This is a genomic window from Paraburkholderia sp. BR10141, from assembly GCF_056155635.1.
Map to the genome: position 1 here is coordinate 1 of NZ_JBMIQH010000015.1, position 24,427 is coordinate 24,427.

The following is a 24,427-nucleotide window of genomic DNA, read 5'->3' on the forward strand; positions in this document are numbered from 1 at the left end:
TGCTGCCGAGCGCAACGGTGTTCCTGTTGCTGCTCTGTAATGACAAGGCGGTGCTTGGCCCGTGGGTGAATTCGAAGAGGCTGAACGTGTTCACGGGTGCAGTGATTGCGGTGCTCGTCGTGTTGTCGATCATCCTGACGGCGGCCACGGTTTATCCGGATCTCAGCGGTGCGGCAATTATCAAGATTCTCGTGGGCGGATGCGGGCTTGCCGCAGCGGTGTACGCCGCGGTGGAACTCTCGCGCAAGTTGCGTGGCGCGAATGTCACCCATGATGCGGCTCCGCTCAACAAGCCGGCCCTGAAGGAGTTGCGCAACACGTGGCGCATGGCGCCGCTCGAAGACCTGCCGGCGCCGCAGCACCTGACGCTGTCGACACGCGTGTGGATGGGCGTGCTGCGCACCTACCTCGTCGTCGCAGTGGGCCTCGTGATCGTGAAGGTCGTGCAGATGGCTATCAATTAACGTGCATCGGGCAGACGCAAGTCTGCCCCTTCTCTAGTGCGCACGGCCCCGTCTCTTTTGTGCAAGCGTATGCATACGGGCACGTGACGCGGCTTCTGCCCCTGACATGTCTTCATTTGCGGGGACTTCGATGCTCAGCCACCATGAGATTGGCACGCTGCTAACGCTTGCGAACGGGGAAATGCGGGTACGCACACTGGACCCGAACATGAGGGCATTGCAGAGTCGGAAGCTTGTCGAAACTCAGGAGCGAGCGCCTGAGTGGATCACCGTGCGACTAACCGAGGCAGGACGGGCTCTGCTGCGGTGCCTGCGGGTCGGGTCGTGATGGCTGACAGTCATTTGAAGCGATACATTTCGTACGCAGTTCGCAGCAGGTATCGGCTCCGGGACCGCGACTCTTCGGCGCGGACGGCCCGAGAGGGCCGCGTTAATGCTCAAGTATCCTGGCGGTCCGAATGGACATGGACAACGGCGTATCTAGCTTCGATTGGTCGACAGGCCCACGAATCTGCGCCCGCCAAGTCGAATGACGCCACGGCGGCGCAGAGCAACGTCATGTTCATTTGGCGAACGTGGCATAACAGGCCACCCAGTGGCATGAACTGAGAGCGAGCTCCGCCGCACCTTGGCAGGGCGTTTCAGGTTACCGTATCAGGCACCGACGATGAAAAAGCACATTCCACCGATATGCATGGTTTTTGCTCTGGTCTTGGTCATCGCATTCCAGTCCATAAATCAAAACCGTCCGGTTTTCACAACGAACACGACACGGGCTGTTACTGGCGTTTTCGCTGAAAACGCATTGCCGAATGTTGGAATTCACCACTGTTTGGTCTACGGGAAATACTGCCTTAGTAACGCATTACGCAGCCGATGACAGGAAACCCGGTACTGAACGTCATGACGCGTATAGACCCTGTTTGCGGGCCGACGCTCGTAGAGGTAAATATTAATCGCCACTAACTCGCGCTTCGCTTGTCAAGCTGACCCAAGTAGTCAGTCCTCTACTGGAATCGAGCCGGTTCCAGGGTTTGTGCTCGGCGTCGGCTACCACGATGCCGTAAGCCCATGAACAGGTATGCGCCACGTCAGCTACTGTGTCGTTGCCCGTCGCTCATTCGCGTGCGTCAATGTAATGACACTCTGCTAACCTGAAAAAAGCCATGGGTAGCTCTGGAACCCGTTACGGCTCGATCACGCAATTCCTTCACTGGTGTACGGCAGTTCTTGACCTCGTCGCATCGTCTACGAGCCAGGCGGACGCGAACGGCGCGTGTATTCGTCCGTCCACGAGATAGACCGGCGATTCCACGAGACGCTTGGATCGTGTGTGTTCATGCTCGCCGTCATGGAACCCGGTGGCAATCGGTGGACTGCAGCGGGATTTTCGTTTCCGTTGTTTGCGGTCGGAGCCATCTTCCCGGCGATGCCATTCCTGTGGACGTCCGGCACCCCGGCGATCGTGCAGTGCGTAGGTCTGAGTACTTTTTGCATTGGCGGCCATCGGGGTGTTCACGTCACTGTTCAATGGCTGGCGCGTCATGAATGACCTCGCTCGAGTGTGGGGCTGGCGCGCCGGACGCAGGAGCTTTCGGGCAGACGTTTGCAAGCATGCGACCAGTGGCGCTGTATTCCGATGAGCCGCAGCGAACGCGACTGCGCGCGGTAGGCTGACGGGGCCAGACAGTTGCAGGCTCCCGATGGGATCTGTTTCACCTGGCCATGCGCCGCCGCGCTGCGGAGATGGCAATCCGTCGAGTCCAACCTTTCATGACGCGTCCGTGCGCAGCTGATCGTCCGAGTGCGGTCAACTGCCTGTGCGGAACCCATGAATTTAGTACGCTTGCCCGCGCCGGACCGCATCCTATACTTCGAGCGCTTCACAGACGCGGCGTTCTTCGCGAATGGCGAGGACACTCCGCTCTGTCCCCAAGCCTCCGTGTTCCTTGACATCAAGATCTTCTGCCTTCGTGAAAAGTATCGTGCGACGCCTGGCAGTTGCGCATCGAAGGCAATGCAGGGGCAATGAAATGATTTGCGATCCATCACATCTTTGCGCGTCCTGCAGTCTTCTGCTGAGTCATCCCGATTTCGATGTGACACACCCTCTGCGCGATGTCGGCGAACCGGCATATCTCGGCAGCATCCGCATCCAGTACTACCGCTGCCCGGGTTGCGGAGCTGAATGGTGCTGTTCATGTAGTCCTTTCGAAAACAGGGACGTTCATTGGACACTTCGCTGACATCGTAGGGCCTGCGGCGTGCCATTGCCCACGTCGCGCTGCTGCTGCAACGGCCGCGGGAGCTCGCATGGCGTTCACAAAAGCCCGCTGGCGAATTACCTCCCAACTGGACATGCGCGTGCCCACGCGTATGGCGCGGCCCGTGTCGATGTAATGCAACAGGCAAAGTGGGTTCCGATGAGTTCCGGTTCGTTTGAGCGGCTGCACCCGGGACGACGCACTGGACTTGTGTGATGACGGACCCGCGGCATGAAGGTTGCGCGCCATATTGCGGGACCGCTATCGGAGTATCAAATGAGACACAGCGTGACAGGGATTATTGTGCTTGCAGCGCTGCTGGCGCTGCTATCGGCTGCTGGATGCAAACGTGCCGACAACACCAGGGCACAGAGCGACACTGGCATGAGCAGTTCGCCTGCTGCGGCGAGCAGCGCTGCCGGCGCCAGTCAATGAGAGATGGCGCGCCGCTTCGGGCGAACGTTCCGCGGTGAGTCCAGCCACGCCAGTCCGAGCGATGAGCCGTCGCTCGGGTCATATGCGGACGGTGAATCAGGCTGGTACAAGTTGCAACGGGGCAGCAGGCCTTACCAGGCCTGAGCGACGCTTGCGGCGATCTATTGGCCGCTCCGGCCCGTGCTAGCCCGTGCGGTTGGCAAGCGTGCTGCGAAGGATTCACTGCGTTCAAAGTGATCCGGTCAGTTGTAACGCCTGCAGAAAACGGTCGCCGTAAGGCGGCTGCGATTGTGACGGACCCGCTCGCGCAAGGCTTGCGCGAGCAATGCCTCGCTGCGGGCCTGCGAAAGGATCATCATTCCGTAGCGCGGATGCGCGCCAGCGAACTCGAGTTCTGCAATCAGTTTCCAGTCCTCATAAAAGCGCGTGCGGTGGATGGCACGCCCTTGCGCGACCATCGCCTGCGCGACGCCCGTGGACTCCAGCAGTTCGAGTGCGCGGGGATTCACGACCTGAGCGCGCGATTCGGTGGCAGCCTGCGGAGCGGCATCGACGATGCGGGTGCGTATGCCCTGGTCAGCAAGAAAAAGTGCGGCCGCGAGACCGACCGGTCCAGCACCGATGACAGGCGTCGTGTCATTCATGGTCCATCTCCGCACGGTCACACCGCCGCGGGCGCGCATTCCATAACGTAATAAAAGCAGGGTCTTTGGCGGCCCTGACACGGGGCGCCCTCTCAATGGCAGCCCATCCAGGACTCATGAGGAGAGTGTCCGGCGCTTCCCGGTTTTGTCGGCGTGACGTTCTGCTCGCAACTATTGATCGCCTTGAACTTCAATGGAGGACGCTCAAGGTCGCTCTTAGGGAAAATGATTCGGCCGGCTAGCGGTGCCCCTTGTAATACGCATCAGCCTTGATCACTTCTACGCCGCGCCAGCCCCAATACACGCGATGCCGACTGATCCGACCGTTCTCAACGTCCATCGCTTCAACAAAGTCCATTTGCTCGCCGTTGGGCGTCGCGCGCGGGTATTCCCATATCAACCGGCGACCGTTCGTGAAATAGCCCTCGCGATGGAAGGAGCGGGCATCAGGCTTACGCGGCGCCGCGCTGTCAAGCAGTGAACGGATTCGCTCGCGCCCTTGAAGGACACCGTCGCTGCCGCCGAGCAGGTGAGGAACGAGTGGGCTTTCGAGTACCGCCTCCGGTGCATAGAGCGCGACCATCGCGTCGAGATCGTCGGTCGACCATGCGAGGTCCCATTGCTGGTAGATACGTTCGATCTCTGCGGCCACATCAGGAGGCAGAGCGGTTCGATTCAGATTGTCGGTCATCGTGAACTCCGGTTGAGCGGCGGCCAGTGCGGCGTTCGGCCGCCGACGTTCATTGATCGCGCCAGTGCCTCATTGCGGCGCTGCCGCGCGCGGAAGAGACTCCAGGGGTCTCGCGTTTCCCGCTGGCAATGGAAACAGGCGCGCATCATCTGATCCTGCCAGCCGCGACTCGCACTGCAAGGAAGGTGCGGAGCGCGTATCTGATGCCGCCGGAGGCCCCGGAAACTTTTGATCCCGGGCATGTGTCGCGAAGCTCTCGCAAGTACGGCCAGTTTGGGTGCGCGTTGAGTGGTGGGTCAGTCGAGACGAACCTGGAAGATGTCGGCCCTTCGAGCCCTTCTTTGCCCGCATTGACCCGGCCCAACACCGGGATAGCAGATATGAGGCTATGCGATTTCATCGGGTCCAGCATGGACGTCCTGGTCGACGACTGGATCGGGCAGATCCGTCCTCCCGGATTGATCTTGCGGCCGGCGACGGACCTGGAAGACTCTGGGTCTGGTGGCGCTAGCCGCCCTTGCCGGACGATGACGCGCCGTACATGGGCGGCGATGCAGGCAGGTAATGAAGATGCTGCGCCACGGACACCGGAACTTAGGGCGAAAGCATACCGACGATGGTAAGTGCGTAGACGATGGCCGCGATCGTTGCCACTATGCGAATCGGTCGCGCAACCGCCGAGTGGCCAACGACGATGTTGAGATAGAACCAGATGCGGAGCAGTCCGAGCAGCAACAGACGGGGCTTCTTCGGAGTGTGCAATCAACGTGCCTTGTCGCGGTCGCTGCAATGGAGCCTTGAATCGAATTCAATGCGGGATCGAGATAGATCATAACGGCGGGACTCCGTATTAAATGTGAAGCGAGCGCGTGAGCCGGCGCAACAGAAAGCAATCGCCATACACATCTTTTCGCGATCAGTGCAGGTCCAGAGACTCTTCAGGGCAGCGGTCACTCCGCCGCCCGCTCGCGTGCGCCGTCCGACACGCCGCCTCCACCAGGCTGCCGGGCTGTCAGGACTGCGGGCAACGACGGGTTCTCCGGTTGCGTGTAACGTGCCTGAATAGCAGCGCGAATGCGCAAACGGCTCTCGCAGGCATCCAGCGAGTCGTCCCGCTCTATCGCACGCGCTTCCGAGGCCAGATCGTCATCGCCGATCTGCTCTTCGAACCAACGCGAATAGTCGCCCTTCAGGCGATGGAATTGCCACGTGTCGACATCGATGCCTTCTGCCAGTTCGATGAAGAGCACCAGGTTATGTGCGCGCAGATTCAGCTTGCCCTGCGCGCCGCGAAAATAAAAACTGCGCTCGGGAATCAGCAAGCCTTCCGCGTATTTGCGGTGATGGCGCCGCTTTTCCTTGTTCCCCGGTTCGAGGCAAACCGCCTGCGGTGCGGCTGCGTCATTGACACGCCACAACAGCGCCTCGCCACGCTTAAGCAGCGCAGTGCCCGTACTTGCCCCTGGTGCCATCGAGGCCGGCAGCGGACGTGCGCTTACCGACGCGAAACTGTGCAGAGCCTCTTCGGCGTCATCGCCCATTGCCAGTACGACGCCGACTTGACGCAAGAATGCCGGCGCGAGCTGGTCGGGCGATACCGTTACGGCCAGCGCGGTTTCGAGCGTTTCGGGGATCGCCTGGCTCGCGCCTTCCCAAGCTGCCGGAAACAGATGATGTGCTTCGTCGAAAACGACCCAGTGCGGACGACCGGTGCGCGTGCGCAGGCGCTGAACGTGCAACAGCAGGTTCGCGCAGAAGACGGGGCGATCCGCCTGCGGCACGCGCAAAAGGTTGACGGCGACTACGGGTCGCGCTGGGCGGGTCAACAACTGCATCAGTTCTTCGACCGAAGGCGCGCTGTGCGTGTCGCCGAGCACGATAGTCATGTCGTCGTTGGCATAATCGCCCTCGGGATCGATCACGCACAACTGGCAGCCCGCGCCTGCGAGCCGCTCCAGCATGCCCGCCGTCACGGTAGACTTGCCGCAACCTGACGGGCCGACCAGCAGTGAGACGCTCCCTTGCAGCGGTAGCCACTCCCGGTTTTTCTCACGGTCTTGCTCGTGGCTCTTCTGATTGTCCTGCAAGGAACAGCGTGTCCCCAGCAGGACGCGACGGCGCGGCGATACGGCGGCGATGGCGCGCAGATCGTCGGCGAGCAGCATCCCGATCAACTCCGCGACGCCCGATCCGGCCGCCTCATGCATCACGGCGTCGGCATGCGTCTTCAATGCGGGCAGCGCATTTGCGACTGCGATGCTCAGGCCGCATGCGTTGAGCAGGGCGTGATCGTTTTCCGCGTCACCGACACCGACTACGTTCAGCGGCGCCAATTCCAGTTCGTCGAGCGCCGCGTTTAGACCGCTTGCCTTCGAAACACCCGGCGCCAGGATCATCACCGCATCGCCGTTGAAAACGATCTGCAAGCCCAGACCGACGTCGCGGATCACGTCGAGCGCGACGTGCTCGTGCGGCTTCACCGTCGCGACCAGCGTCTCGCCGATGCTGAACGCGCCGGGCGCGCGCCGCCGCAATTCGGCGACGAAGGCTTCCGGCGGGGCGGGCGAGAGCAGACGATGAGAGCCAGTGGCGGGGCAATAGAGGACGCCTCCGTTCTCGGCCACGACGCGCGAGAAAAGGTCGAGGCGCGGGCAGATCGCGAGAAGATCGTCGAGCTCGCGGCCGCTCGCGAGAACGGCGTGACGGCCCGATGCACGAAGACGTTCGACGGCGTCCCACGTCGAATCGGCGACGCGGCCGTCACTCGCCAGCGTATTGTCGTAGTCGGTGGCAAGCGCAAAGAATTGCATCGGGCCCTCCTGCGGGTCTTGGCGGAGCGCCTGACGATTACCCGTTACCGACGCCCTTTGATACGTCGGCGGCCCTCTGAAATTCCTGCGCGGGCAAATCATCGAGGCGTTACATCACGTCGTCGCACCGTTTGCTCTAGGGGTTTCAATAGGCACTCTTCAGCGCTCTCTGCATATCGAATTCACGAACACGCATCGCACGTACCTAAACAGCCTCGAGGCACGCTTCGCCCCATCTTCTACTTCACCCAGTTCGTCGCGATAGCGCAAGCGGCCGAGCGGAAGCTTCCCGATCTCTGGGATAGCGCAGGACCCATCGAATGGCGCGGTTTCCGGAGCCGGGCAACGCTTAGTCGACCGCCAGAAACCGCGCATGGCCGGAAAGGCTGTGTTTCGTACAGCCAGGCCTTGCACATGCGGAACGTCGTTTGCTGATCGAGCGACGTGTCGGCTGAGGGAATCAACCGGCAAGCAACTGAATCGGACAGTCTGACCGCCCGCATCAGAGACATTGGAAAGGAGGGGGTATGAGAATTCAATGTATAGAAATGGCGGAGCTGTCGATAACGCCGACGGTCGAATTCGATTCCGAAGGGCGATTCCTGTGGGTTGTCCGAGTCGCTCGGCGCGCGGACGGGTGTGACCGGTTCATCGAGCGCAAGGGAACGTGTGGCGCTGTCTCGCGTGACGACGCCCTTGATACCGGGCTGGATCAAGGTCAAGCTAGAGCCGTGATGTCCGTGATGTCCGTGCTGGCGTGTGCCGGCGCACACGTGCCGGCTCCGCACGATGGGTAACACCGCTCGGCAATGGCCCGAGTTTGCGATAGATCTGAAGCGCGAGCGCGAGGCACGACATCGCCGCATCGTTGCGGTCTTTTGGGAGCCGGCGGTCGCGGACCGCCTGCCCGTCGTCCTCGCTCCGGCCTTGCCCCCAATGACCGTCGCCATCCGTTGAAGGCGCGGCACAGCCCGTGCTCGATTAGATGTGTCCTTTTCAACGTTTGGGAGAACTAAGTGAAGACGATTAAACGTATTGTCACAGTCACCGCGATTTTGACGTTTCCTGCTGCAGCTTTCGGGCAAGCTGCAGTGTCCACAAGCGATTCCCTGACCCGCGGCCAGGTCGGGCAGGATTTGATTCAGGTGGAGCAGGCGGGTTACGAACCGTCGGCGGGCGACCGGGCGTCTTATCCGCGCGACCTGCAGGCGGCTGAAGCGCGCGTTAGCGCCCAGCAGGTGGGCATCGCGGGCAGCGGCTATGGCGGCGTAAGCGCGGGCTCGTCGGAGTCGGCCGCGAAGTGGGCGCAGCCAATGAACGCCCCCGCTGGAATCAAGCCGATCTACTTTGGGCACTGACACACAGGCTGTCACCTATACATGCGCACTGCGGCGGTGCTCGTGCGGCGCAGTGGGTTGGGCAACACGGCCCGGCGCCTCGGTCGTGCCCAAGGCACTTTCGCGAATGAAGGCTGGCCACGCTCAGTGCGAAAAGCAATGCGCCTCGATCCGCAGCCGCGCGGAAGCCTGCCCGGGCGCAAGCGGCTCGAAACCGAGGGGCCGGATCACTTGCCCAGGCGCTCGATCAGCGCGTTGAGCAGTTCGATCGGCAGCGGAAAGACGATGGTGGAGTTCTTGTCGGCGGCAATGGTGGTGAGCGTCTGCAGATAGCGCAGTTGCATGGCCTGCGGCTGCTTCGCGAGGCATTGCGCGGCTTGCAGCAATTTTTCGGACGCCTGCAGTTCGCCTTCCGCGTGAATCACCTTGGCGCGGCGCTCGCGTTCGGCTTCGGCCTGGCGGGCAATTGCGCGGATCATCGTTTCGTTCAGGTCCACGTGCTTGATCTCGACGTTCGACACCTTGATGCCCCATGCGTCCGTTTGCGCGTCGAGCACTTTCTGGATGTCGGCGTTCAGTTGCTCGCGCTCGGCGAGCAGGGCGTCGAGTTCGTGTTTGCCGAGCACGGCGCGCAGCGTGGTTTGCGCGAGCTGGCTCGTCGCGTCGATGTAGCGCGCGACCTGAATCACGGCCTTTTCCGGGTCTACCACGCGAAAATAGACCACGGCGTTGACCTTCACCGAAACGTTGTCGCGCGTGATGACGTCCTGCGAAGGCACGTCGAACACGACAGTGCGCAGGTCGATGCGCACCGCCACCTGCACCACGGGAATGATGAGCACGAGGCCCGGCCCCTTGACCTTCCAGAAGCGCCCGAGCATGAACACGACGCCGCGTTCGTACTCCTTGAAGATGCGGATGGACGACAAGGCGATCAGCACCAGCAGCGCGATCAGAAGACCTGTGAAGCCGAACGTGAAGCCGATCATGAATGTTCTCCCTTCTCGTTTGCCTTGTCGTGTGCCGCGCCGTGCAGCGGGGTCACGGTGAGCGTGAGACCGCTGCGCGAACTCACTTGCACGCGGCTGCCGGCGGCGAGCGGCGTGGCGCATGCCACGCGCCAACGCTCGCCGTGCACGCGCGCCCAGCCCGTCGACAAAGCTGCGTGGCCGGGCCGCGGGTCGGGGTGCAGGCCCTCGTCGATTACTTCGCCCGTGGCGCCTACCATCGCCTCAGCGCCGGTCACCACGGGCCGGCGCCGCGCGCGCAGCGCCACGCTCGAGACGGTGGCGACGAACGCCGCGCCGCCTAGCGCGAGGCCCGCGATGAGCGGGATGGGGATGCCGTAGCCGGGCGCGCCGGTGTCCATGAGCATGAGCGCGCCGATGGCGAACGCCACGATGCCGCCGAAGCCCAACACGCCAAAGGTCGGCAGAAATGCCTCCGCGATGAGGCATGCGAGTCCGAGCAGCACGAGCCCGAGACCCGCGTAGTTCACGGGCAGCAGCTGCATGGCGAAGAGGCCCACCAGCAGGCAGGTCGCGCCCGCCACGCCGGGCAGCACGAAGCCTGGGTTGGCGAACTCGAAGAAGAGTCCGTAAATGCCGATGGTCAGCAGAATCAGCGCGACGTTCGGGTCGGCGACGATCGAGAGGAAGCGGTTGCGCCAGTCGGGCGCGACGACTTCGAGCGGCGCGTGCGCGGTGGCGACGCGCAGCGTTCCCGCCGTGGTTGTGACGGTGCGGCCGTCGAGCTGGCGCGCGAGATCGGCGGGGTCCAGCGCGATCAGATCGATCACGTGCTGGTCGCGTGCTTCTTCATCCGAGAGGCTCACAGCCTCGCGCACGGCGCGCTCGCCCCACGCGGCGTTGCGCCCGCGCAGTTGCGCAAGGCCGCGAATGTAGGCGGCGGAGTCGTGCATGACCTTGCGGGCTTCCGTCGATTCGTTGTCGTCGGCGTGCGTGGCCGAGGCGCCGGAGGCGGTCTCGGGAGCGCCTGGCGGGCCGCCTGGAAAACCACCGCCACCACCACCGCCGCCGCCCACGCCGAGCTGCACCGGCGATGCCGCGCCGAGGTTCGTCCCCGGCGCCATGGCTGCGAAGTGGCTTGCGTAGACGACATAGGTGCCCGCGCTCGCGGCGCGCGCGCCGCCGGGAGCGACGAAGGTCGCTACGGGCACCGGCGAGGCGAGAATCGCCTTGATGATCTGGCGCATCGACGTGTCGAGGCCGCCGGGCGTATCCAGTTCGAGGATCGCAAGCGGCGCGCGCTCGCGCGCGGCTCGCTCCAGCGAGCGGACGATGAAATCGGCGCTGGCGGGCCCGATCGCGCCGTTCACCGTCATGACGACGACGGGCGGGCTCGGCGCCGCGAACGCAGCCGGCACGGCTAGCGCGGCCGCCACAGCGGCCCACGCGACCAGCAAGGCGACGAACACAACGGCGCGAGCAAGCCGCGCGGTGAGCGGATGGTGCGGGTGAGCGTGCGGCGCGTCGTGCACCGCGGCATGCGAGGGGCGATGATCGCGCATCGGAAGTCCGGAAGGTGGCGCACGTTCCGGCTCACAGATGGGGCAAGAGCCGATACCTCAAGATTAGGCGCTTTCCGCCCAAAGCGCGAACCGGCCCGAATGGCGGGAAAACGCGCCGGATGTTGTGCCGCACACGGATTGCACGGCTCCGAAAGCAATGGAGGAATCGGGATTTGGCGCGCCGGGCTGCGGCGCGCACATCTTGTGGCCGGCAAGTCGTTGCTATTGCAACTAAACGGCAAGAGGGCTGCGGAAGCGCACGGACCCATACGGCGACGAGCCCTATGGTCGCAGCTTCGATGCGGCGAGCTTCGAGGACGAACGGGATGTGGCCGCGTACCGCTGGAACGCGGTCGCGCATTTCATGCTTACTCGCTACCAGGATTCGGTGCGGTGGGCATGGTGAAAGCTACGCGCTCACCCCCGGCGGGGTCTGGACGACCGGCCGGTCACGCGGGAACTGCGTGGCTTTGCGCAAGCCTATGACCGCGCACGCGTATTTCTGGTTGCGCCGGGATCACGGCCCGATGCGGCGCGCACGGACGCCTCCCGAATCGAGGCACGGCAGGGCGCCGCATAAAACCCGACCGCTCGATGCGGCCGCGTGTTACTTCTTCTCGTCCCTCGTTTGTACGGGCAGGGACGCTTGCTGCAGTCAGGCGCGGATTAGTACCAGCGGCGCTGAGCTTCTGCGAGCAGTTCGCAGTATTCGAGGTGACGGTTCAGCGCTTCGGCGCCAAGACGACGCAGTGCAGCCAGAACTTGAGTCAGTTTTTCGACGATTGCACCCATGATTTCCTCGTTGCTAGGGTTAGTGCCTAAGGGATAACCCTTATTATAGAGATTTCAGGGCAGAATGCAAGGCGCGGGGAGCTAAGTGTGCGGTGCAGCAACACTTTTGATTCGCCCCTTATTGTCGTGTTAGCCGGCCCCGCCAACGCGACACCATGAAGCTCGCACACTCGCTCGCCGCCGCCGCACTTGCGGCCCTCGTTGCCGTTCCTGCGCCCAGTCGAGCCAACCGGTGACCCGTGCCGAAGTGAAGGCCGAACTCATGCAACTCCAGAAGGCCGGCTACAACCGCGCCAGCGACAACACGCGATCCCCCGCCGACCTGCTGTTACCATGTGCTTGCGTGGCTACGCGGCTCACGCGAACGCTTTCACGTTCGAGTTCAAGGCGCATCCATGCGCATCAAGGCGCACTTCGCGCCCACACCCCGAAGCTCGCACGAGGTCAACATGCCGGGAACCCAGATCCCCACTTCCGCTCGTCCGCGCATGATCCTGTTCAGCGCGCGCCAGTACGACGTCGATACGTTCGCCGAGGCGAACAGCGCTTTCGAATATGAATTGCACTACCAGGAATCGCATCTCGACGCCGATACCGCCGTGATTGCCGATGGCTACGTGGTGGTGTGCCCGTTCGTCAACGATACGGTCGACGCCGCCACGCTCGAGCGCCTCCACAAGGGCGGCACGCGCCTCGTGGCGCTACGCTCGGCAGGCTTCAATCACGTCGATCTGGCAGCGGCGCAGCGTCTTGGCATCACCGTCGCGAGAGTGCCCGCCTATTCGCCGCATGCGGTGGCCGAGCATGCCGTCGGGCTGATCCTCGCGCTCAACCGCAAGCTGCCGCGAGCCGTGTCGCGCACGCGGGAAGGCGACTTCTCGCTTGCCGGGCTGCTCGGTTTCGATCTGCATGGGAAGACGGCCGGCGTGATCGGCACGGGCATCATCGGTCGGTGTTTCGCGCGCATCATGGCAGGCTTCGGCATGCAGGTTCTCGCCCATGATCCCGGCCCGCCGGCCGCAGACTTGCTGGCGTTCGGCGCGCGTTACGTGCCGCTCGATACGTTGCTAGCGCAGTCCGACGTAGTGAGTCTGCATTGCCCGCTCGTGCCCGCAACCCGGCATCTGATCGACCGGCACGCGCTCGCGAAGATGAAGCGCGGCGCCATGCTCATCAATACCGGCCGCGGCGGCCTGGTGGAAAGCACCGCGCTCGTCGATGCGCTCAAGAGCGGCCAGTTGGGGCATCTCGGCCTCGACGTGTACGAGGAAGAGGGCGGCCTGTTCTTCGAGGACCACTCGGATGCGCCGCTGCAGGACGACGTGCTCGCGCGTCTCCTGATGTTTCCGAACGTGATCGTCACGTCGCATCAGGCGTTCTTCACGCGCGAGGCGATGAACGAGATCGCGCAAACGACGCTGCGCAACGTGGAGGCCTGGCATAGCGGTTCGCCGGTCAATCTCGTGGACGCGCCGCACGGCTAGCGCGCAGCGCGCACGGCAACGCATAAAAGCGAAGCGGGGCGCGCGCAAGCCGCCCCGCTTTTTTGCTTTCTTCTGCTCCGCGATCACGCCTCGACGACGCTGAGCGTGACGTCGATGTTGCCGCGCGTGGCCTTCGAGTACGGGCAGATCTGGTGTGCCGTTTCGACGATGCGCTGTGCCGTCTCGCGATCGACGCCCGGCAGGGTCACGTTCAGACGGCCGCGCAGCTTGAACGCGTCGTCCGCGTTGATGAGGTCGATCTCGGCGTCGACCGCCACGTCGCGCGGCAGCGTCGTGCCGAGTTTCGTGGCGGCGCGACCCATGGCGCCGATGAAGCACGCCGACCAGCCCGCCGCGAACATCTGCTCCGGGTTCGTGCCCGGTGCGCTCGATCCGGGCGGCGAGAGCTTCACGTCCAGACGCCCGTCTTCGCTGCGGGCCGCGCCATCGCGGCCGCCGGTGGTGTGGGTCTTGCCGGTGTACAGCACTTTTTCTGCCTGACTCATGGTATTTATCTCCTGGGGTTACCGTCGTCGGGACAATGAATTAGCTGCCGCGGTACAGTTGCTGGATCGCGGCGAGCTGGCCGTCGTGCTGCGCCTGAACCAGTTCCTGGCGAACCTGTGCACGCGTGATCTTTGCGTTGGCCGCATTGCTGGCGGGCATCCATGCCTGACTTTGCTGAACCGAGGGTTGCGCGGCGACCGACTGGGCGGGCATGGCGGCGAAGGCCGGAGCGGCGGTGAGGACTGCGGCGCTGGCGGCGAAGGCGAGGGCGAGCTTCGAGACGTTCATGACTTTCTCCTGGGAAGGGTTTGGAAATCCGTCCGGTCAACAGCAAGTTCCGGCGTTGATGCATTACAACCACCGGACGTATCTGCCGTGTTTCATGAACGCCGCGTTTTGCAAGGGTATATGTCTGTGGCCGGCGCTTATACATTGCGATACAAACGCGCCGCTCGTGCAATCCCGCTCACGCCGAATCGATCCTGGCACGCCGACGCTTTTTTGATTCGTTTTGTGTACGCGCTCGCAACAGACACATTGGGATACATGGCGCTTTTGCTGCCCGGTTATAAATTCACCGGGGCGTTTTGCCTGCCGCCGCGAGCGTGATCGACCGGTTCGAACGATCTGCTGCCGCGGCTCATCAACGAGGCCAAGCCGTTCGGGCGCGGCCTGCATGCACAACAAGGAGAAATGGTCATGTCAGATCCCGTCAACGTCCGGCGCCGTCGCCTTCTCGGCACGTCGCTTGCCGGCCTCACGCTCGCGGACTTCGCATTCGGCGGTCTCGCGCACGCACAGTCGGCTGGCGGCACGGAAGGCAACTCGCGCACGGGCAACGGCGTCTCGTTCGGCCCGATCAAGCAGGTCAACGCAGGCCTGCTCAATGTGGGCTACGCCGAAGCGGGTCCGAAGAACGGTCCGGTTGTGATTTTGCTGCACGGTTGGCCGTACGACATTCATAGCTATGTCGAGGTCGCACCGATGCTGGCCGCGTCGGGCTATCGCGTGCTCGTGCCGTATCTGCGCGGCTACGGCAGCACGCGCATTGTCTCCGACGACACGCCGCGCAACGGCCAGCAGGCCGTCACCGCCGTCGATCTCGTCGCGTTCATGGACGCCCTGAAGATCGATCAGGCCGTGCTGGGCGGCTACGACTGGGGCGCGCGCACGGCGAACATCGTCGCGGCGCTGTGGCCCGAGCGCGTGAAGGGGATGGTCTCCGTGAGCGGCTACCTGATCGGCAGCCAGGAGGCGAACCGCAAGCCGCTGCCGCCGCAAGCCGAGCTGCAGTGGTGGTACCAGTTCTACTTCTCGACCGAGCGCGGCGTGCAGGGCTATGCCGCGAATCGCGATGCGTTCAACAAGCTGATCTGGCAACTCGCCTCGCCGAAGTGGAACTTCGACGACGCGACCTACGAGCGCAGCGCAGCGTCCTTCCAGAATCCGGACCACGTGGCCATCGTGATCTCTAACTACCGCTGGCGCCTCGGGCTCGTACAGGGCGAGGCGAAGTACGACAGCCTCGAGCAGCGTCTTGCCGCCGCGCCGGCCATCACCGTGCCGACCATCACGCTCGAAGGCGACGCCAACGGCGCGCCGCATCCCGCGCCGGCCGCCTACGCGAAGAAGTTCACGGGCAAGTATCTGCACCGCAATCTCGATGGCGGCATTGGCCACAATCTCCCCCAGGAAGCGCCCAAGGAGTTCGCGCAGGCCATTCTGCAAGTCACGCATCTGTGACGGGGGCCGCGATGCAAGCGCGTTTTCTCAAGCATCGCGCGCCCGTCGTGCTCGCACTGCGCACGGCTCTCGCGCAGGTTCCCGCTGCGTGGGCCCAGTAAGGTACGCAAGCGCCGGGGCAGGCCGCATCGCCGATCTACGGCTTGACGATTGCGCCCGGCTACCGCAAGTGGGAAATGATCGCGACTACTTGTTTACTCGATTTGCACCTTGACAGGGTGCAGGGGCTCCTGATTCAGGATCGGTGACATAATTCCGCAGTTGTCTTCACACTGATCGGGAGAGCCCCATGCAGCGGACATACCGTGGAAGTTGCCATTGCCAGTCGGTGAAGTTCGAAGCCCTAATCGATTTCAGCAAGGGCACGGGAAAATGCAACTGCAGTTTCTGCGGAAGGCTCCGCCTCTGGCTCGTCCAGGTTCGCCCGGAAGCATTCGTCCTGCTTTCGGGCGAAAGCGATCTCACGCATTACGAAGGGAAGAACCCGGTAGCCCACCATCCGTTCTGCAAACACTGCGGCGTGCATGTATTCGACCGCGTCGATATGCCGAATGGAACGGGTTACCCTTACATCAACGTGAATATCATGTGCATCGACGACTTCGACCTGAACGAAGCCCTCGATGCACCGATCTCCTATGCCAACGGTCTCGCGAATGATTGGGGCAATCCGCCTCCGGAAACGCGGCACCTTTGAGTGTCTCAGGGCGCTCGTCCCGCATGTTGAGCAATGCCGGGCTCGCGGCCGTCCAGCTGATGCCGCTCAGACGTGAACTGAACGAATTCGGCGCGAAACCGTGAAGGGTCATCGAGCGATCCGGCGTAGATCGTCACGATATCCGGCGCATGCTGCGGTGTGCCAAAGAGCAGGCTGCCGCAATGCGCACAGGAATTTCGTGTCGTTGGCATGCCGCTGCCGCCCGTTATCGTGTAAGTGCGGATTTCGCCTTCGAACGAGAATTCGGCCGCACTCACCACGACTACCGGCAACCCGGCCGATCCGGAAGCGCGCTGGCAATCGCGGCAGTGACAAACGAGCTGCGCGAACGCTGCGCCGCGAGCCTCGTATTGCACCGCGCCACACAGGCAGCGGCCTTTCCAGTCTGTCGACATCGGTCTTCTCCGTTTTTGCGGGTACGCGCGCATGTTACGCGTATAGTCGGTCTCATCGCGCGCTGCTGCCGGATCTACGCGGGCAAACGCGTGATCGCCGCCGCCCCGCCAGCCGGAGCGGCGCCGCGCCAGCCGATCATCCCTGCTTGCCCTGAATGCCCAGCAGATCGCGAACTTTCTGCTCGGTCTGCGCGTAGTCGCCCTCGCCGAAGTGGGTATAAACGAGCTTGCCGTTCTGGTCGATGAGGTAGACCGCCGGCCAGTACTGGTTGCCATAGGCGTTCCACGTCGCGTAACCGTTGTCCTGCGCGACAGGGTACGTAATGTCGTATTGCTTGATCGCCTTCTGCAGGTTGCCGGTGTCGCGCTCGAACGAATATTCTGGCGTATGCACGCCGACCACCACGAGACCCTTGTCGCGATAGCGCGCGTCCAGCTCCTTGATGTGCGGGATAGTGTGCGCGCAGTTGATGCAGTCGAAGGTCCAGAAGTCGACGAGCACGACTTTGCCGTGCAGTTGCTTGAGGTCGAGCGGCGGGCTGTTGAGCCAGTTGTTGATGCCGGTGAAGTCGGGCGCCTGCGCGCCGGTCTGCAGCGCGGCCGAGCCGCCCGACGGCGCTTCGCCCGAAGCGTACGCGGCGAGCCCGGCGGTGGCCGCGAGGCCGATGGCAACAGCGGCTATCTTGAGACGAGAGATCATGAGAGTTCTCCTTGTGTGGACGACGAGCGTATTGGACCGCTCCCACGTATCTGGCTCGTGTCCCGCTTGCGGCACTGTTGAAACGTAGTGTGTCGCCGGCGGGGCGCGATACGTAGGGATACAAATCGTCCACTGCGCGGCCACAGCTTCGCGGGCCGCTGCACGCCGTGCGCGTGTTTGTATCCCTATGTATCCAGCCGCCTGCGCGATACATGACGATGCACGACGCCCGCGTTCCGGACATTCCCCGGATACATGCCCGCGCTGAAATACGGCACATGGCAAGTCCGCCGACATTCGTCTGGAGACCGAACTCATGTTACTCATCGTCATCGCATTCGTGGGCGGTGCGTTCACCGTCCTGAGCCCCTGCATCCTGCCGGTCGTGCCGTTCGTGTTCGCACGTTCCGAGGAGCCTTTCCTCACTGGCCGGCTGCCCATGCTGCTTGGCCTCGCGCTCACGTTCGCGCTGCTCACGGGGCTCGGCGCCGCCGGCCTGAACGGCGCGGCGCAGCTGAGCGAGTACGGCCGCTGGATCGCGCTCGGGCTCTTCGCGCTGTTTGGCGCGGCGCTCCTCTTTCCCGCGCTCGCCACGCGCCTTTCCGGCCCGCTCACTGGGCTCGCCGACCGCTTCATGGCGCGCTCGCAGGACGACGGCGCGTCGCGCCGCATCGGTTCCGCCGTGCTGCTCGGCGCCGCGACGGGCCTGCTGTGGGCGCCGTGCGCGGGGCCGATCCTCGGTCTCATCATCACCGGCGCGGCCCGCCACGGCGTGACCTGGCAGACGTGGGCCGCGCTCGCGGCCTATGCCGTGGGCGCCGCCAGTTCGCTCGCGGCGGTGGCGGGGCTCGGCCATCGCGCGATGGCTGCGCTCAAGCGCTCGCTCGGCGTGGGCGAGCATGTACGGCGCGCGATGGGTGCGCTCGTGCTGCTCACGGTCGGTGCGATCGCGCTGGGCGTGGATACGCGCCTGCTTGCGCTGGTGCCGGGCGCGCCGACCAATGGCGTGGAAGCGCGCCTCGTCGATCTGCTTGCGAGCCCCGCTGCGGCACGGCAGACGCCGAGCGCGGAGCCAGCGCGTCATGAGGAGCGGGTAGCCCAGGCTCGTCCAGCGGTACGAGACGAACCAGCGGCCCACATCGTGCGCGTGTCGCTGCCGGCCCCGGCGCCCGCGGTCGATCTTCCGGTGGAAGGCCGCCTGCCGGCGCTCGACGGCGCGAACGCGTGGCTCAACTCCGCGCCGCTCACGCCCGAAGCGCTGCGCGGCAAGGTCGTGCTGGTCAACTTCTGGACGTATTCGTGCATCAATTGCCTGCGAACCCTGCCGTATCTGAAGACGTGGGCCGACCGCTACCGTAACGACGGCCTCGTCGTAATCGGTGTGCACACGCCGGAATTCGGTTTCGAGCATGACACGGGCAACGTCAAGCGCGCGCTGGCCAATCTGGACATCCGCTATCCCGTCGCTGTGGACAGCGACTACCGCATCTGGAACGCCTTCGGCAACCAGTACTGGCCGGCGTTCTATCTCGTCGATGCTCAGGGGCGCGTGCGCTATCACCACTTCGGCGAAGGCGACTACGCGCAGGCCGAGCAGGCGATCCAGCGACTGCTGGCCGACAACGGCCGCGCCGCGCCCGCCGCCACGCCGACAGCACCGCAGTCAAGCGGCGCGCTGGCTCCCGCGGATCAACGCGACATCGGCTCGGGCGAAACGTATGTGGGGTATCGCGAGGCGCAGGGCAATGCGAACGCGCAGCGCGTGCAGGCCGATACGGCCGCCGCGTACACGTTGCCGGGGCAGCTCGGCTTGAACCAGTGGGCGTTCGGCGGGCAGTGGAACGTGGGCGCCGAGTCCGCCGTGGCGGGCGCGCCGCAGGCGAGCATTGCCTATCGCTTCCATGCGCGCGACCTGCATCTGGTGCTTGCGCCCACTGCCGACGGCAAGCCCGTGCGCTTTCGCATCAGCATCGACGGCGCGCCTCCGGGAGCCGCGCATGGCGCCGACGTCGCAGCGGACGGCACCGGCGTCGCCACGAGCGCGCGCCTCTATCAGCTCGTGCGGCAGTCCGGCCGCATTGGAGATCACACCTTCGAGATCCGCTTTCTCGACCCGGGCGCGCACGTCTACAGCTTCACGTTCGGCTGATAAGCGCCACGCCACGCCGCGCCGCCGTGCCCTCGCGGGCCGGCGGCGTTTGCGTTATGGCTGTGCCGCGCATCGCGGAGGGCTTTTTGTAGCGCAATGTATCTGCGGGCAATTCGGACACGTTCATATGCAAACCGCGCCCCAAATGGAAACACGGCAGATACATCGGGACGTTCAAATACACCTACGCCAGCTCGATACACCCCTCGCGCTGAACTGAACCCGGTTTGAACCCGATCGCTGTCTACCTCATTCCTCTTTGGAGAACGTCATGAAAGCCCTCAAACTCCTCGCCCTCGCCGCTGTTGCCGCCGCCCCGGTTCTGTCGTTCGCTCAGTCGAACGAGCCCGTCACCCGTGCGCAGGTGCGCGCCGAACTCGTGCAGCTGCAGAAAGCCGGCTACAACCCGGCCGCCGACGAAACCCAATACCCGCGCAACATCCAGGCCGCGCTGGCGCGCGTGGAAGCCACGCAGGTCGCGCAGCAAGCCGCTTCGCCGTCGTATGGCGGTGTGACGGCCGGTTCGTCCGATGCGTCCGCTCCGCGCAAGCCGCATCACGCCATGAACGGCACGAACGCCGCGCGCGCTGCGCAGGACGATATCCCCGGCCTCGGCCCGATCTACGCGCATTCGTAATCCGCCTTTCCCGACCCACCGAACGACCCGATAAGAGAAGAGAGAAAAACGATGGCTTCGATCAAGCAGATTTTTACGTCCGTGGCGTTCCTCGGCGGCCTCTTCGCGCTGCAAGCGGCGCATGCCGCGCCGCCGCAGGACCTGAAAGGCACCAACGTCGTGCTGGTGCACGGCGCGTTCGCCGACGGCTCCAGCTGGAACCGCGTGATTCCGCTCCTCGAAGCGCGCGGCCTGCACGTCGTCGCCGTGCAGAACCCGCTCAGCTCGCTCGCCGACGACGCTGCCGCAACGAAGCGCGTGATCGAGCAGCAGAAGGGCCCGGTCGTGCTGGTCGGCCACTCGTGGGCAGGCGTCGTGATCAGCGAAGCCGGCAACGACGAGAAGGTGAAGTCGCTCGTGTACGTGGCGGCCTTCGCGCCCGACAACGGCCAGTCGATCGCCGATATCACCCAGGGCCAGCCGGACGCGCCCTGGGCAAGCGAACTGCGCAAGGACTCGGCGGGCTACCTGACGCTTTCGGACAAGGCGATCCGCGAGGACTTCGCGCCCGACCTGCCGCCCGCGCAGCAACGCATCGTGGCGGCGACCCAGGGCCCGTGGTTCAGCGGCGCCCTCTCGCAGAAGGTCACGCAGGCCGCGTGGCACGACAAGCCTTCGTATTTCGTCGTGACGGCGCGCGACCGCATGATCGCCCCCGCGCTGCAGGAATCGATGGCGAAGCACATCGGCGCAAAGGTGACACAAGTGAACGGCAGCCACGTCTCGATGCTGAGCCAGCCGAAGGCCGTGGCCGACGCGATCATCGACGCGGCGGAACACGCGCAGCAGGACGTCAAGTAACCGGCCCGCCTCGGCCGTGCGGTGGAAGCGCTTCGACTCGCGCGACCGCTCGCCCGCCGCCGACATCGCACCCGAGGAGCACCTGAATGCAACGCTGGGCACAGGGACTGATAATCTGCACACTTCCGTCATCGTCCGGAAGGCCCGCCGTGCGCCCATTCAGTGCCCTCATCATGCTCGTCGGCGTCCTGCTCGCATCGGCAGGCTATGGCGCGACGTTCCTGTTCTCCATGCACGTGCGCGCCATCGGCGGGAACGACATCAACACCGGCGTGGCGCTCGCGGGCGCGGCGCTCGGCACCTTCGTGGGCGTCTCGCTCACGGGCTGGGTCGCCCAGCATGTGGGCGCGGCGCGCATGGCCGCGCTCGCGGCGCTCTGCGTGGGCGCGGGCGTGGTGAGTTTCGCGCTGGTCGAGCAGGTGAGCAGCTTCGACGTCGTGCCCGGCTTCCTCGTGGGCTTCGGCTGGGGCGCGTTCTGCCTCGCCGCGCCCATGGCGCTCGCCGAGCGCACGAACGACGCCGAGCGCGGCCTGTGGTTCCTGCGCTTCGCCACCATGCAGATGACGGGCATCGGCGGCAGTCCGGCGCTGGCGGGCTTTGCGATCCGCTTCTGGCGCATGCCGCTTGGCGGCGTGCTCTACACGATTGGCGGCCTGTGCGTGCTGGCGGCCGTCCTGCTCGAGCTGTTCGGCCGGCTCGCACCGCACGTGCGCTCCAGTACCGCGACGCAAGAACCGGCCTCGCCGGACCCGTGGCTCCTGAAGATGGGCGTGATCGCCCGCACGCGTGCGGTGTATCCCATCGTCATCATCGCGCTGGGCGGCTGCGTGTTCTCTGGCCTCATGACGTTCCAGATGTCGCTCGTGCAAGGCACCGAGGCGAAGGCGACGACCTTCTTCAGCGTCTACACGGTGACGGTCATCGCCACGCGCTGGCTGCTCTCGCGCGTGGTCATCAAGATGCGCTCCGAAACCGCGACGAAAGTGCTGCTCGTCATGATGGTGATGGGCAGCGCGGCGATGTTCGTCGTGCCGTTTCACGTGCTGTTTCAATCGGCGGCCGCGGTGCTGCTGGGCACCGGGTACGGGCTCGCTTACCCGATCGTCCAGCTTCAGGCCGTCAACGACTCCGTCGCCGCGCACCGCCGCGCCGCGCTCACGTGGTTCGTCGCGGCGTACTTCGTCGGCGCGTTCGGGTTTCCGACCGTCGGCGGCTGGGTGCTGGTGCACGGCGGCCGCGCGGCGCTGCTCGCGCTCATCGCGGCATGCGGACTCGCGGCGCTCGCGCTGGCGGTTCTGCGCGACCGGCAGCGTGTCGAGACGTTATCGGCCAGCGCCTGAACAGGTCTGGCAACTCTTAATTTCCTAACGAACCGGAGGGATCGTGACTGAACTATGGCGTTTATCCGCAACTGAACTCGCCAAGCGGGTTCGCGCGCGCGAGGTGTCGGCACGCGAGGCCGCGAAGGCCGCGCTCGATCGTCTCGAAGCCGTCAATCCGCTCATCAACGCGGTGATCGACTACCGGCCCGAGTGGGTCGTCGACCAGGCCGACAGAATCGACGCGGCGATAGCGCGCGGCGAAGACCCGGGGCCGCTCGCGGGGGTGCCCGTCACTACGAAGATCAACATCGACCAGGCGGGCTTCGCGACGACCAACGGCACGCGTCTGCAAAAGGATCTGATCGCGCAGGTCAACAGCCCCGCCGTCGAAAACCTCGTGCGTGCGGGTGCGGTGCTGCTCGGCCGCACCAATTCGCCGACCTTCGCCCTGCGCTGGTTCACGAGCAACCAGGTTCACGGGCATACGAAGAACCCGCGCAACGCATCGCTCACGCCGGGCGGCTCGAGCGGCGGCGCGGCGGCGGCGGTCACGGCCGGCATCGGGCATATCGCGCTCGGCACCGACATTGGCGGCTCGGTGCGCTACCCAGCCTATGCGTGCGGCGTGCATGGCCTGCGGCCCAGCATCGGGCGAGTGCCGGCGTTCAACGCGTCGTCGCCGGAGCGGCCGATCGGCGCGCAGATGATGTCGGGCGCGGGCCCGATGGCACGTACGGTCGAGGACCTGCGCGTGGCGCTCGCGGCGCTTGCCGCGCCCGACCTGCGCGACCCGTGGTGGACGCCGGCGCCGCTCATCGGGCCGGACGCGCCGCGGCGCGCGGCGCTCTGCCTGCGCCCGGGCGGCATGAGCATCACGAAGGAGGTGGAGGATGCTTTGCTCGACGCCGGCCGCCGACTCGCCGACGCGGGCTGGACGGTCGAGCAGATCGATGACGTGCCGCTCCTGCGTGACGCCGGCGAAGTGCAGGAACGCCTGTGGCTCGGCGACGGCTTCCCGGCGCTCGCCGACGCCGTGGCGCGTGACGGCGACCCGGGCGCGCAGGCGGTGGTGGACGGCGTGCGCGCCAAGGTCGCGGCGATGCCCGAGAACGTGGTGGTCCCGTCGCTGGTGCGCCGCACGACGCTCACGCGCGCATGGCGCATGTTCCTTGCGGAATATCCCGTGCTGCTGCTGCCGGTTTCGGGCGAACTGCCGTTCCCCGATAACCTCGACATGCAGGGCGCGGCGGGATTCCAGCGCGTGTGGGACGCCCAGCTGACCATGCGCGCATTGCCCGCGATGGGCTTGCCGGGGCTCGTCGTTTCGACGGGCATGGTGAAGGATGTGCCGGTTGGCGTGCAGATCGTCGCCGGGCACTTCCGCGAAGACCTGTGTCTGCTGGCGGGCCAGGCCATCGAGGAACGCGGCGCGCCGCCTTCGCCCATCGACCCGGCCATGTAAGCCGGGCGGGCGTTATGCGGGCTTCTTGACCACGGTGTCGTGAGGGGTGAGCGCCTGCCCTTCGCGGGTCTGCGGAAACATGGACAGCAACGGCTTGCCCGTTGCTTTGTCGATCAACCACGAATGCCGTTCGCCGCGCTCGAACAAATGGCGCTCGCCCCACTGCTGAAGCGCCACGATAACGGGGAAGAGGCTTTCCCCTTTCTTCGTTAGCACGTACTCCTGATAGGTCGTGCCGTCGGAGGCAGGCCGGGTTTCGAGAATGCCGGCCTCGACGAGATGGCTCAAACGGCCGGACAGGATATTGCGCGCCACGCCCAGATTGCGCTGAATGTCACCGAAGCGGTGAATGCCGTCGAAGACATCGCGCAGGATCATCAGCGACCACCTGTCGCCGATCACGTCGACCGAGCGCGCGACGGGGCAGGTCTCCTTCTGCATGGATTTGCGGCTTGCCATGGCGATTCTCTCTCTTGCTGGAACGTATTGACGTAATGCGTACG

General features: G+C 64.7%; 21 protein-coding genes and 3 pseudogenes. 12 read left to right on the forward strand and 12 right to left on the reverse strand.

Translation table 11 applies throughout. The annotated features are described in order from the left end of the window. A pseudogene (locus ACOJB8_RS20895) lies at window positions 1–464 on the forward strand (manganese transporter); the annotation flags it as partial. A 1,351-nt stretch (window positions 465–1,815) separates the two neighbouring features. Continuing rightward, window positions 1,816–1,999, forward strand: a pseudogene (locus tag ACOJB8_RS20900) (VIT1/CCC1 transporter family protein); the annotation flags it as partial. A 1,406-nt stretch (window positions 2,000–3,405) separates the two neighbouring features. Here the strand turns inward: ACOJB8_RS20900 and ACOJB8_RS20905 are convergent. The 4 genes from ACOJB8_RS20905 to ACOJB8_RS20920 form a co-directional block, all read right to left on the reverse strand. After that, window positions 3,406–3,807 carry an FAD-dependent oxidoreductase gene (locus ACOJB8_RS20905; protein ID WP_368617352.1) on the reverse strand — a complete coding sequence of 134 codons (402 nt, stop codon included), beginning with the start codon at window positions 3,805–3,807 and terminating at the stop codon, window positions 3,406–3,408. Between the two features lie 238 nt (window positions 3,808–4,045). Then, window positions 4,046–4,498: a nuclear transport factor 2 family protein gene (locus ACOJB8_RS20910; RefSeq protein WP_342948338.1), complete on the reverse strand. Its 453-nt coding sequence runs from the start codon at window positions 4,496–4,498 to the stop codon at window positions 4,046–4,048. A 594-nt stretch (window positions 4,499–5,092) separates the two neighbouring features. Then, a complete protein-coding gene (locus tag ACOJB8_RS20915) occupies window positions 5,093–5,260 on the reverse strand; it encodes a hypothetical protein (RefSeq protein ID WP_368728565.1) in 168 nt (55 codons plus the stop codon). 188 nt (window positions 5,261–5,448) lie between these two features. Then, window positions 5,449–7,308 carry an HAD hydrolase family protein gene (locus ACOJB8_RS20920; RefSeq protein WP_475014007.1) on the reverse strand — a complete coding sequence of 620 codons (1,860 nt, stop codon included), beginning with the start codon at window positions 7,306–7,308 and terminating at the stop codon, window positions 5,449–5,451. A 1,016-nt stretch (window positions 7,309–8,324) separates the two neighbouring features. Between ACOJB8_RS20920 and ACOJB8_RS20925 the strand changes: the two genes are divergently transcribed. Next, window positions 8,325–8,666, forward strand: a complete 342-nt coding sequence (locus ACOJB8_RS20925) for a DUF4148 domain-containing protein (protein ID WP_342948335.1) — start codon at window positions 8,325–8,327, stop codon at window positions 8,664–8,666. Between the two features lie 206 nt (window positions 8,667–8,872). Here the strand turns inward: ACOJB8_RS20925 and ACOJB8_RS20930 are convergent, their stop codons facing one another. The 3 genes from ACOJB8_RS20930 to ACOJB8_RS20940 all read right to left on the reverse strand — a co-directional run bounded on the left by ACOJB8_RS20930 (window position 8,873) and on the right by ACOJB8_RS20940 (window position 11,967). Beyond that, window positions 8,873–9,634: a slipin family protein gene (locus tag ACOJB8_RS20930; protein WP_069262378.1), complete on the reverse strand. Its 762-nt coding sequence runs from the start codon at window positions 9,632–9,634 to the stop codon at window positions 8,873–8,875. Beyond that, the gene (locus tag ACOJB8_RS20935) at window positions 9,631–11,175 is read right to left on the reverse strand and encodes an NfeD family protein (protein WP_475014010.1); all 1,545 of its coding nucleotides are present in this window, start codon (window positions 11,173–11,175) and stop codon (window positions 9,631–9,633) included. Before ACOJB8_RS20935 ends, ACOJB8_RS20930 begins: the two co-directional genes overlap by 4 nt. Before the next feature lie 666 nt (window positions 11,176–11,841). Beyond that, entirely contained in the window at window positions 11,842–11,967 is a 126-nt protein-coding gene (locus ACOJB8_RS20940; protein WP_256094506.1) for a hypothetical protein, read from the reverse strand. Window positions 11,968–12,122: 155 nt separating this feature from the next. Here ACOJB8_RS20940 and ACOJB8_RS20945 point away from each other — a divergent pair. Together ACOJB8_RS20945 and ACOJB8_RS20950 are read left to right on the forward strand one after the other, a co-directional pair. Next, a pseudogene (locus tag ACOJB8_RS20945) lies at window positions 12,123–12,283 on the forward strand (DUF4148 domain-containing protein); the annotation flags it as partial. Window positions 12,284–12,416: 133 nt separating this feature from the next. Beyond that, entirely contained in the window at window positions 12,417–13,451 is a 1,035-nt protein-coding gene (locus ACOJB8_RS20950; RefSeq protein WP_475014012.1) for a 2-hydroxyacid dehydrogenase, read from the forward strand. A gap of 83 nt (window positions 13,452–13,534) precedes the next feature. On the opposite strand, the gene ACOJB8_RS20955 is transcribed toward ACOJB8_RS20950, so the two are convergent. Then, the gene (locus tag ACOJB8_RS20955) at window positions 13,535–13,957 is read right to left on the reverse strand and encodes an organic hydroperoxide resistance protein (protein ID WP_069262376.1); all 423 of its coding nucleotides are present in this window, start codon (window positions 13,955–13,957) and stop codon (window positions 13,535–13,537) included. 40 nt (window positions 13,958–13,997) lie between these two features. Continuing rightward, a complete protein-coding gene (locus ACOJB8_RS20960; RefSeq protein WP_368604723.1) occupies window positions 13,998–14,246 on the reverse strand; it encodes a DUF4148 domain-containing protein in 249 nt (82 codons plus the stop codon). A gap of 411 nt (window positions 14,247–14,657) precedes the next feature. Here ACOJB8_RS20960 and ACOJB8_RS20965 point away from each other — a divergent pair, with 411 nt between their 5' ends. Together ACOJB8_RS20965 and ACOJB8_RS20970 are read left to right on the forward strand one after the other, a co-directional pair. Next, the gene (locus ACOJB8_RS20965; protein WP_368683663.1) at window positions 14,658–15,701 is read left to right on the forward strand and encodes an alpha/beta fold hydrolase; all 1,044 of its coding nucleotides are present in this window, start codon (window positions 14,658–14,660) and stop codon (window positions 15,699–15,701) included. A 289-nt stretch (window positions 15,702–15,990) separates the two neighbouring features. Next, window positions 15,991–16,398, forward strand: coding sequence for a GFA family protein (locus ACOJB8_RS20970; RefSeq protein WP_368617359.1), 408 nt, complete (start codon window positions 15,991–15,993; stop codon window positions 16,396–16,398). Between the two features lie 5 nt (window positions 16,399–16,403). On the opposite strand, the gene ACOJB8_RS20975 is transcribed toward ACOJB8_RS20970, so the two are convergent. Next, complete coding sequence (locus tag ACOJB8_RS20975) at window positions 16,404–16,814, reverse strand: GFA family protein (protein WP_368728570.1); 411 nt, start codon at window positions 16,812–16,814, stop codon at window positions 16,404–16,406. A gap of 136 nt (window positions 16,815–16,950) precedes the next feature. Then, window positions 16,951–17,514: a thioredoxin family protein gene (locus ACOJB8_RS20980; RefSeq protein ID WP_368728571.1), complete on the reverse strand. Its 564-nt coding sequence runs from the start codon at window positions 17,512–17,514 to the stop codon at window positions 16,951–16,953. Window positions 17,515–17,830: 316 nt separating this feature from the next. On the opposite strand from ACOJB8_RS20980, the gene ACOJB8_RS20985 reads away from it, so the two are divergent. The 5 genes from ACOJB8_RS20985 to ACOJB8_RS21005 all read left to right on the forward strand — a co-directional run bounded on the left by ACOJB8_RS20985 (window position 17,831) and on the right by ACOJB8_RS21005 (window position 23,924). Further along, complete coding sequence (locus ACOJB8_RS20985; RefSeq protein ID WP_475014015.1) at window positions 17,831–19,663, forward strand: cytochrome c biogenesis protein DipZ; 1,833 nt, start codon at window positions 17,831–17,833, stop codon at window positions 19,661–19,663. 271 nt (window positions 19,664–19,934) lie between these two features. Further along, on the forward strand, window positions 19,935–20,300 hold the full coding sequence (locus ACOJB8_RS20990; RefSeq protein ID WP_069262368.1) for a DUF4148 domain-containing protein: 366 nt from the start codon (window positions 19,935–19,937) through the stop codon (window positions 20,298–20,300). A gap of 51 nt (window positions 20,301–20,351) precedes the next feature. Next, window positions 20,352–21,140, forward strand: a complete 789-nt coding sequence (locus ACOJB8_RS20995) for an alpha/beta fold hydrolase (RefSeq protein WP_069262367.1) — start codon at window positions 20,352–20,354, stop codon at window positions 21,138–21,140. 149 nt (window positions 21,141–21,289) lie between these two features. After that, window positions 21,290–22,480 carry an MFS transporter gene (locus ACOJB8_RS21000; RefSeq protein WP_342948324.1) on the forward strand — a complete coding sequence of 397 codons (1,191 nt, stop codon included), beginning with the start codon at window positions 21,290–21,292 and terminating at the stop codon, window positions 22,478–22,480. Window positions 22,481–22,523: 43 nt separating this feature from the next. Next, the gene (locus ACOJB8_RS21005; RefSeq protein ID WP_475014017.1) at window positions 22,524–23,924 is read left to right on the forward strand and encodes an amidase family protein; all 1,401 of its coding nucleotides are present in this window, start codon (window positions 22,524–22,526) and stop codon (window positions 23,922–23,924) included. Between the two features lie 12 nt (window positions 23,925–23,936). Here the strand turns inward: ACOJB8_RS21005 and ACOJB8_RS21010 are convergent, their stop codons facing one another. Beyond that, window positions 23,937–24,383 carry a winged helix-turn-helix transcriptional regulator gene (locus tag ACOJB8_RS21010; protein ID WP_368617580.1) on the reverse strand — a complete coding sequence of 149 codons (447 nt, stop codon included), beginning with the start codon at window positions 24,381–24,383 and terminating at the stop codon, window positions 23,937–23,939. Window positions 24,384–24,427: the final 44 nt, after the last annotated feature.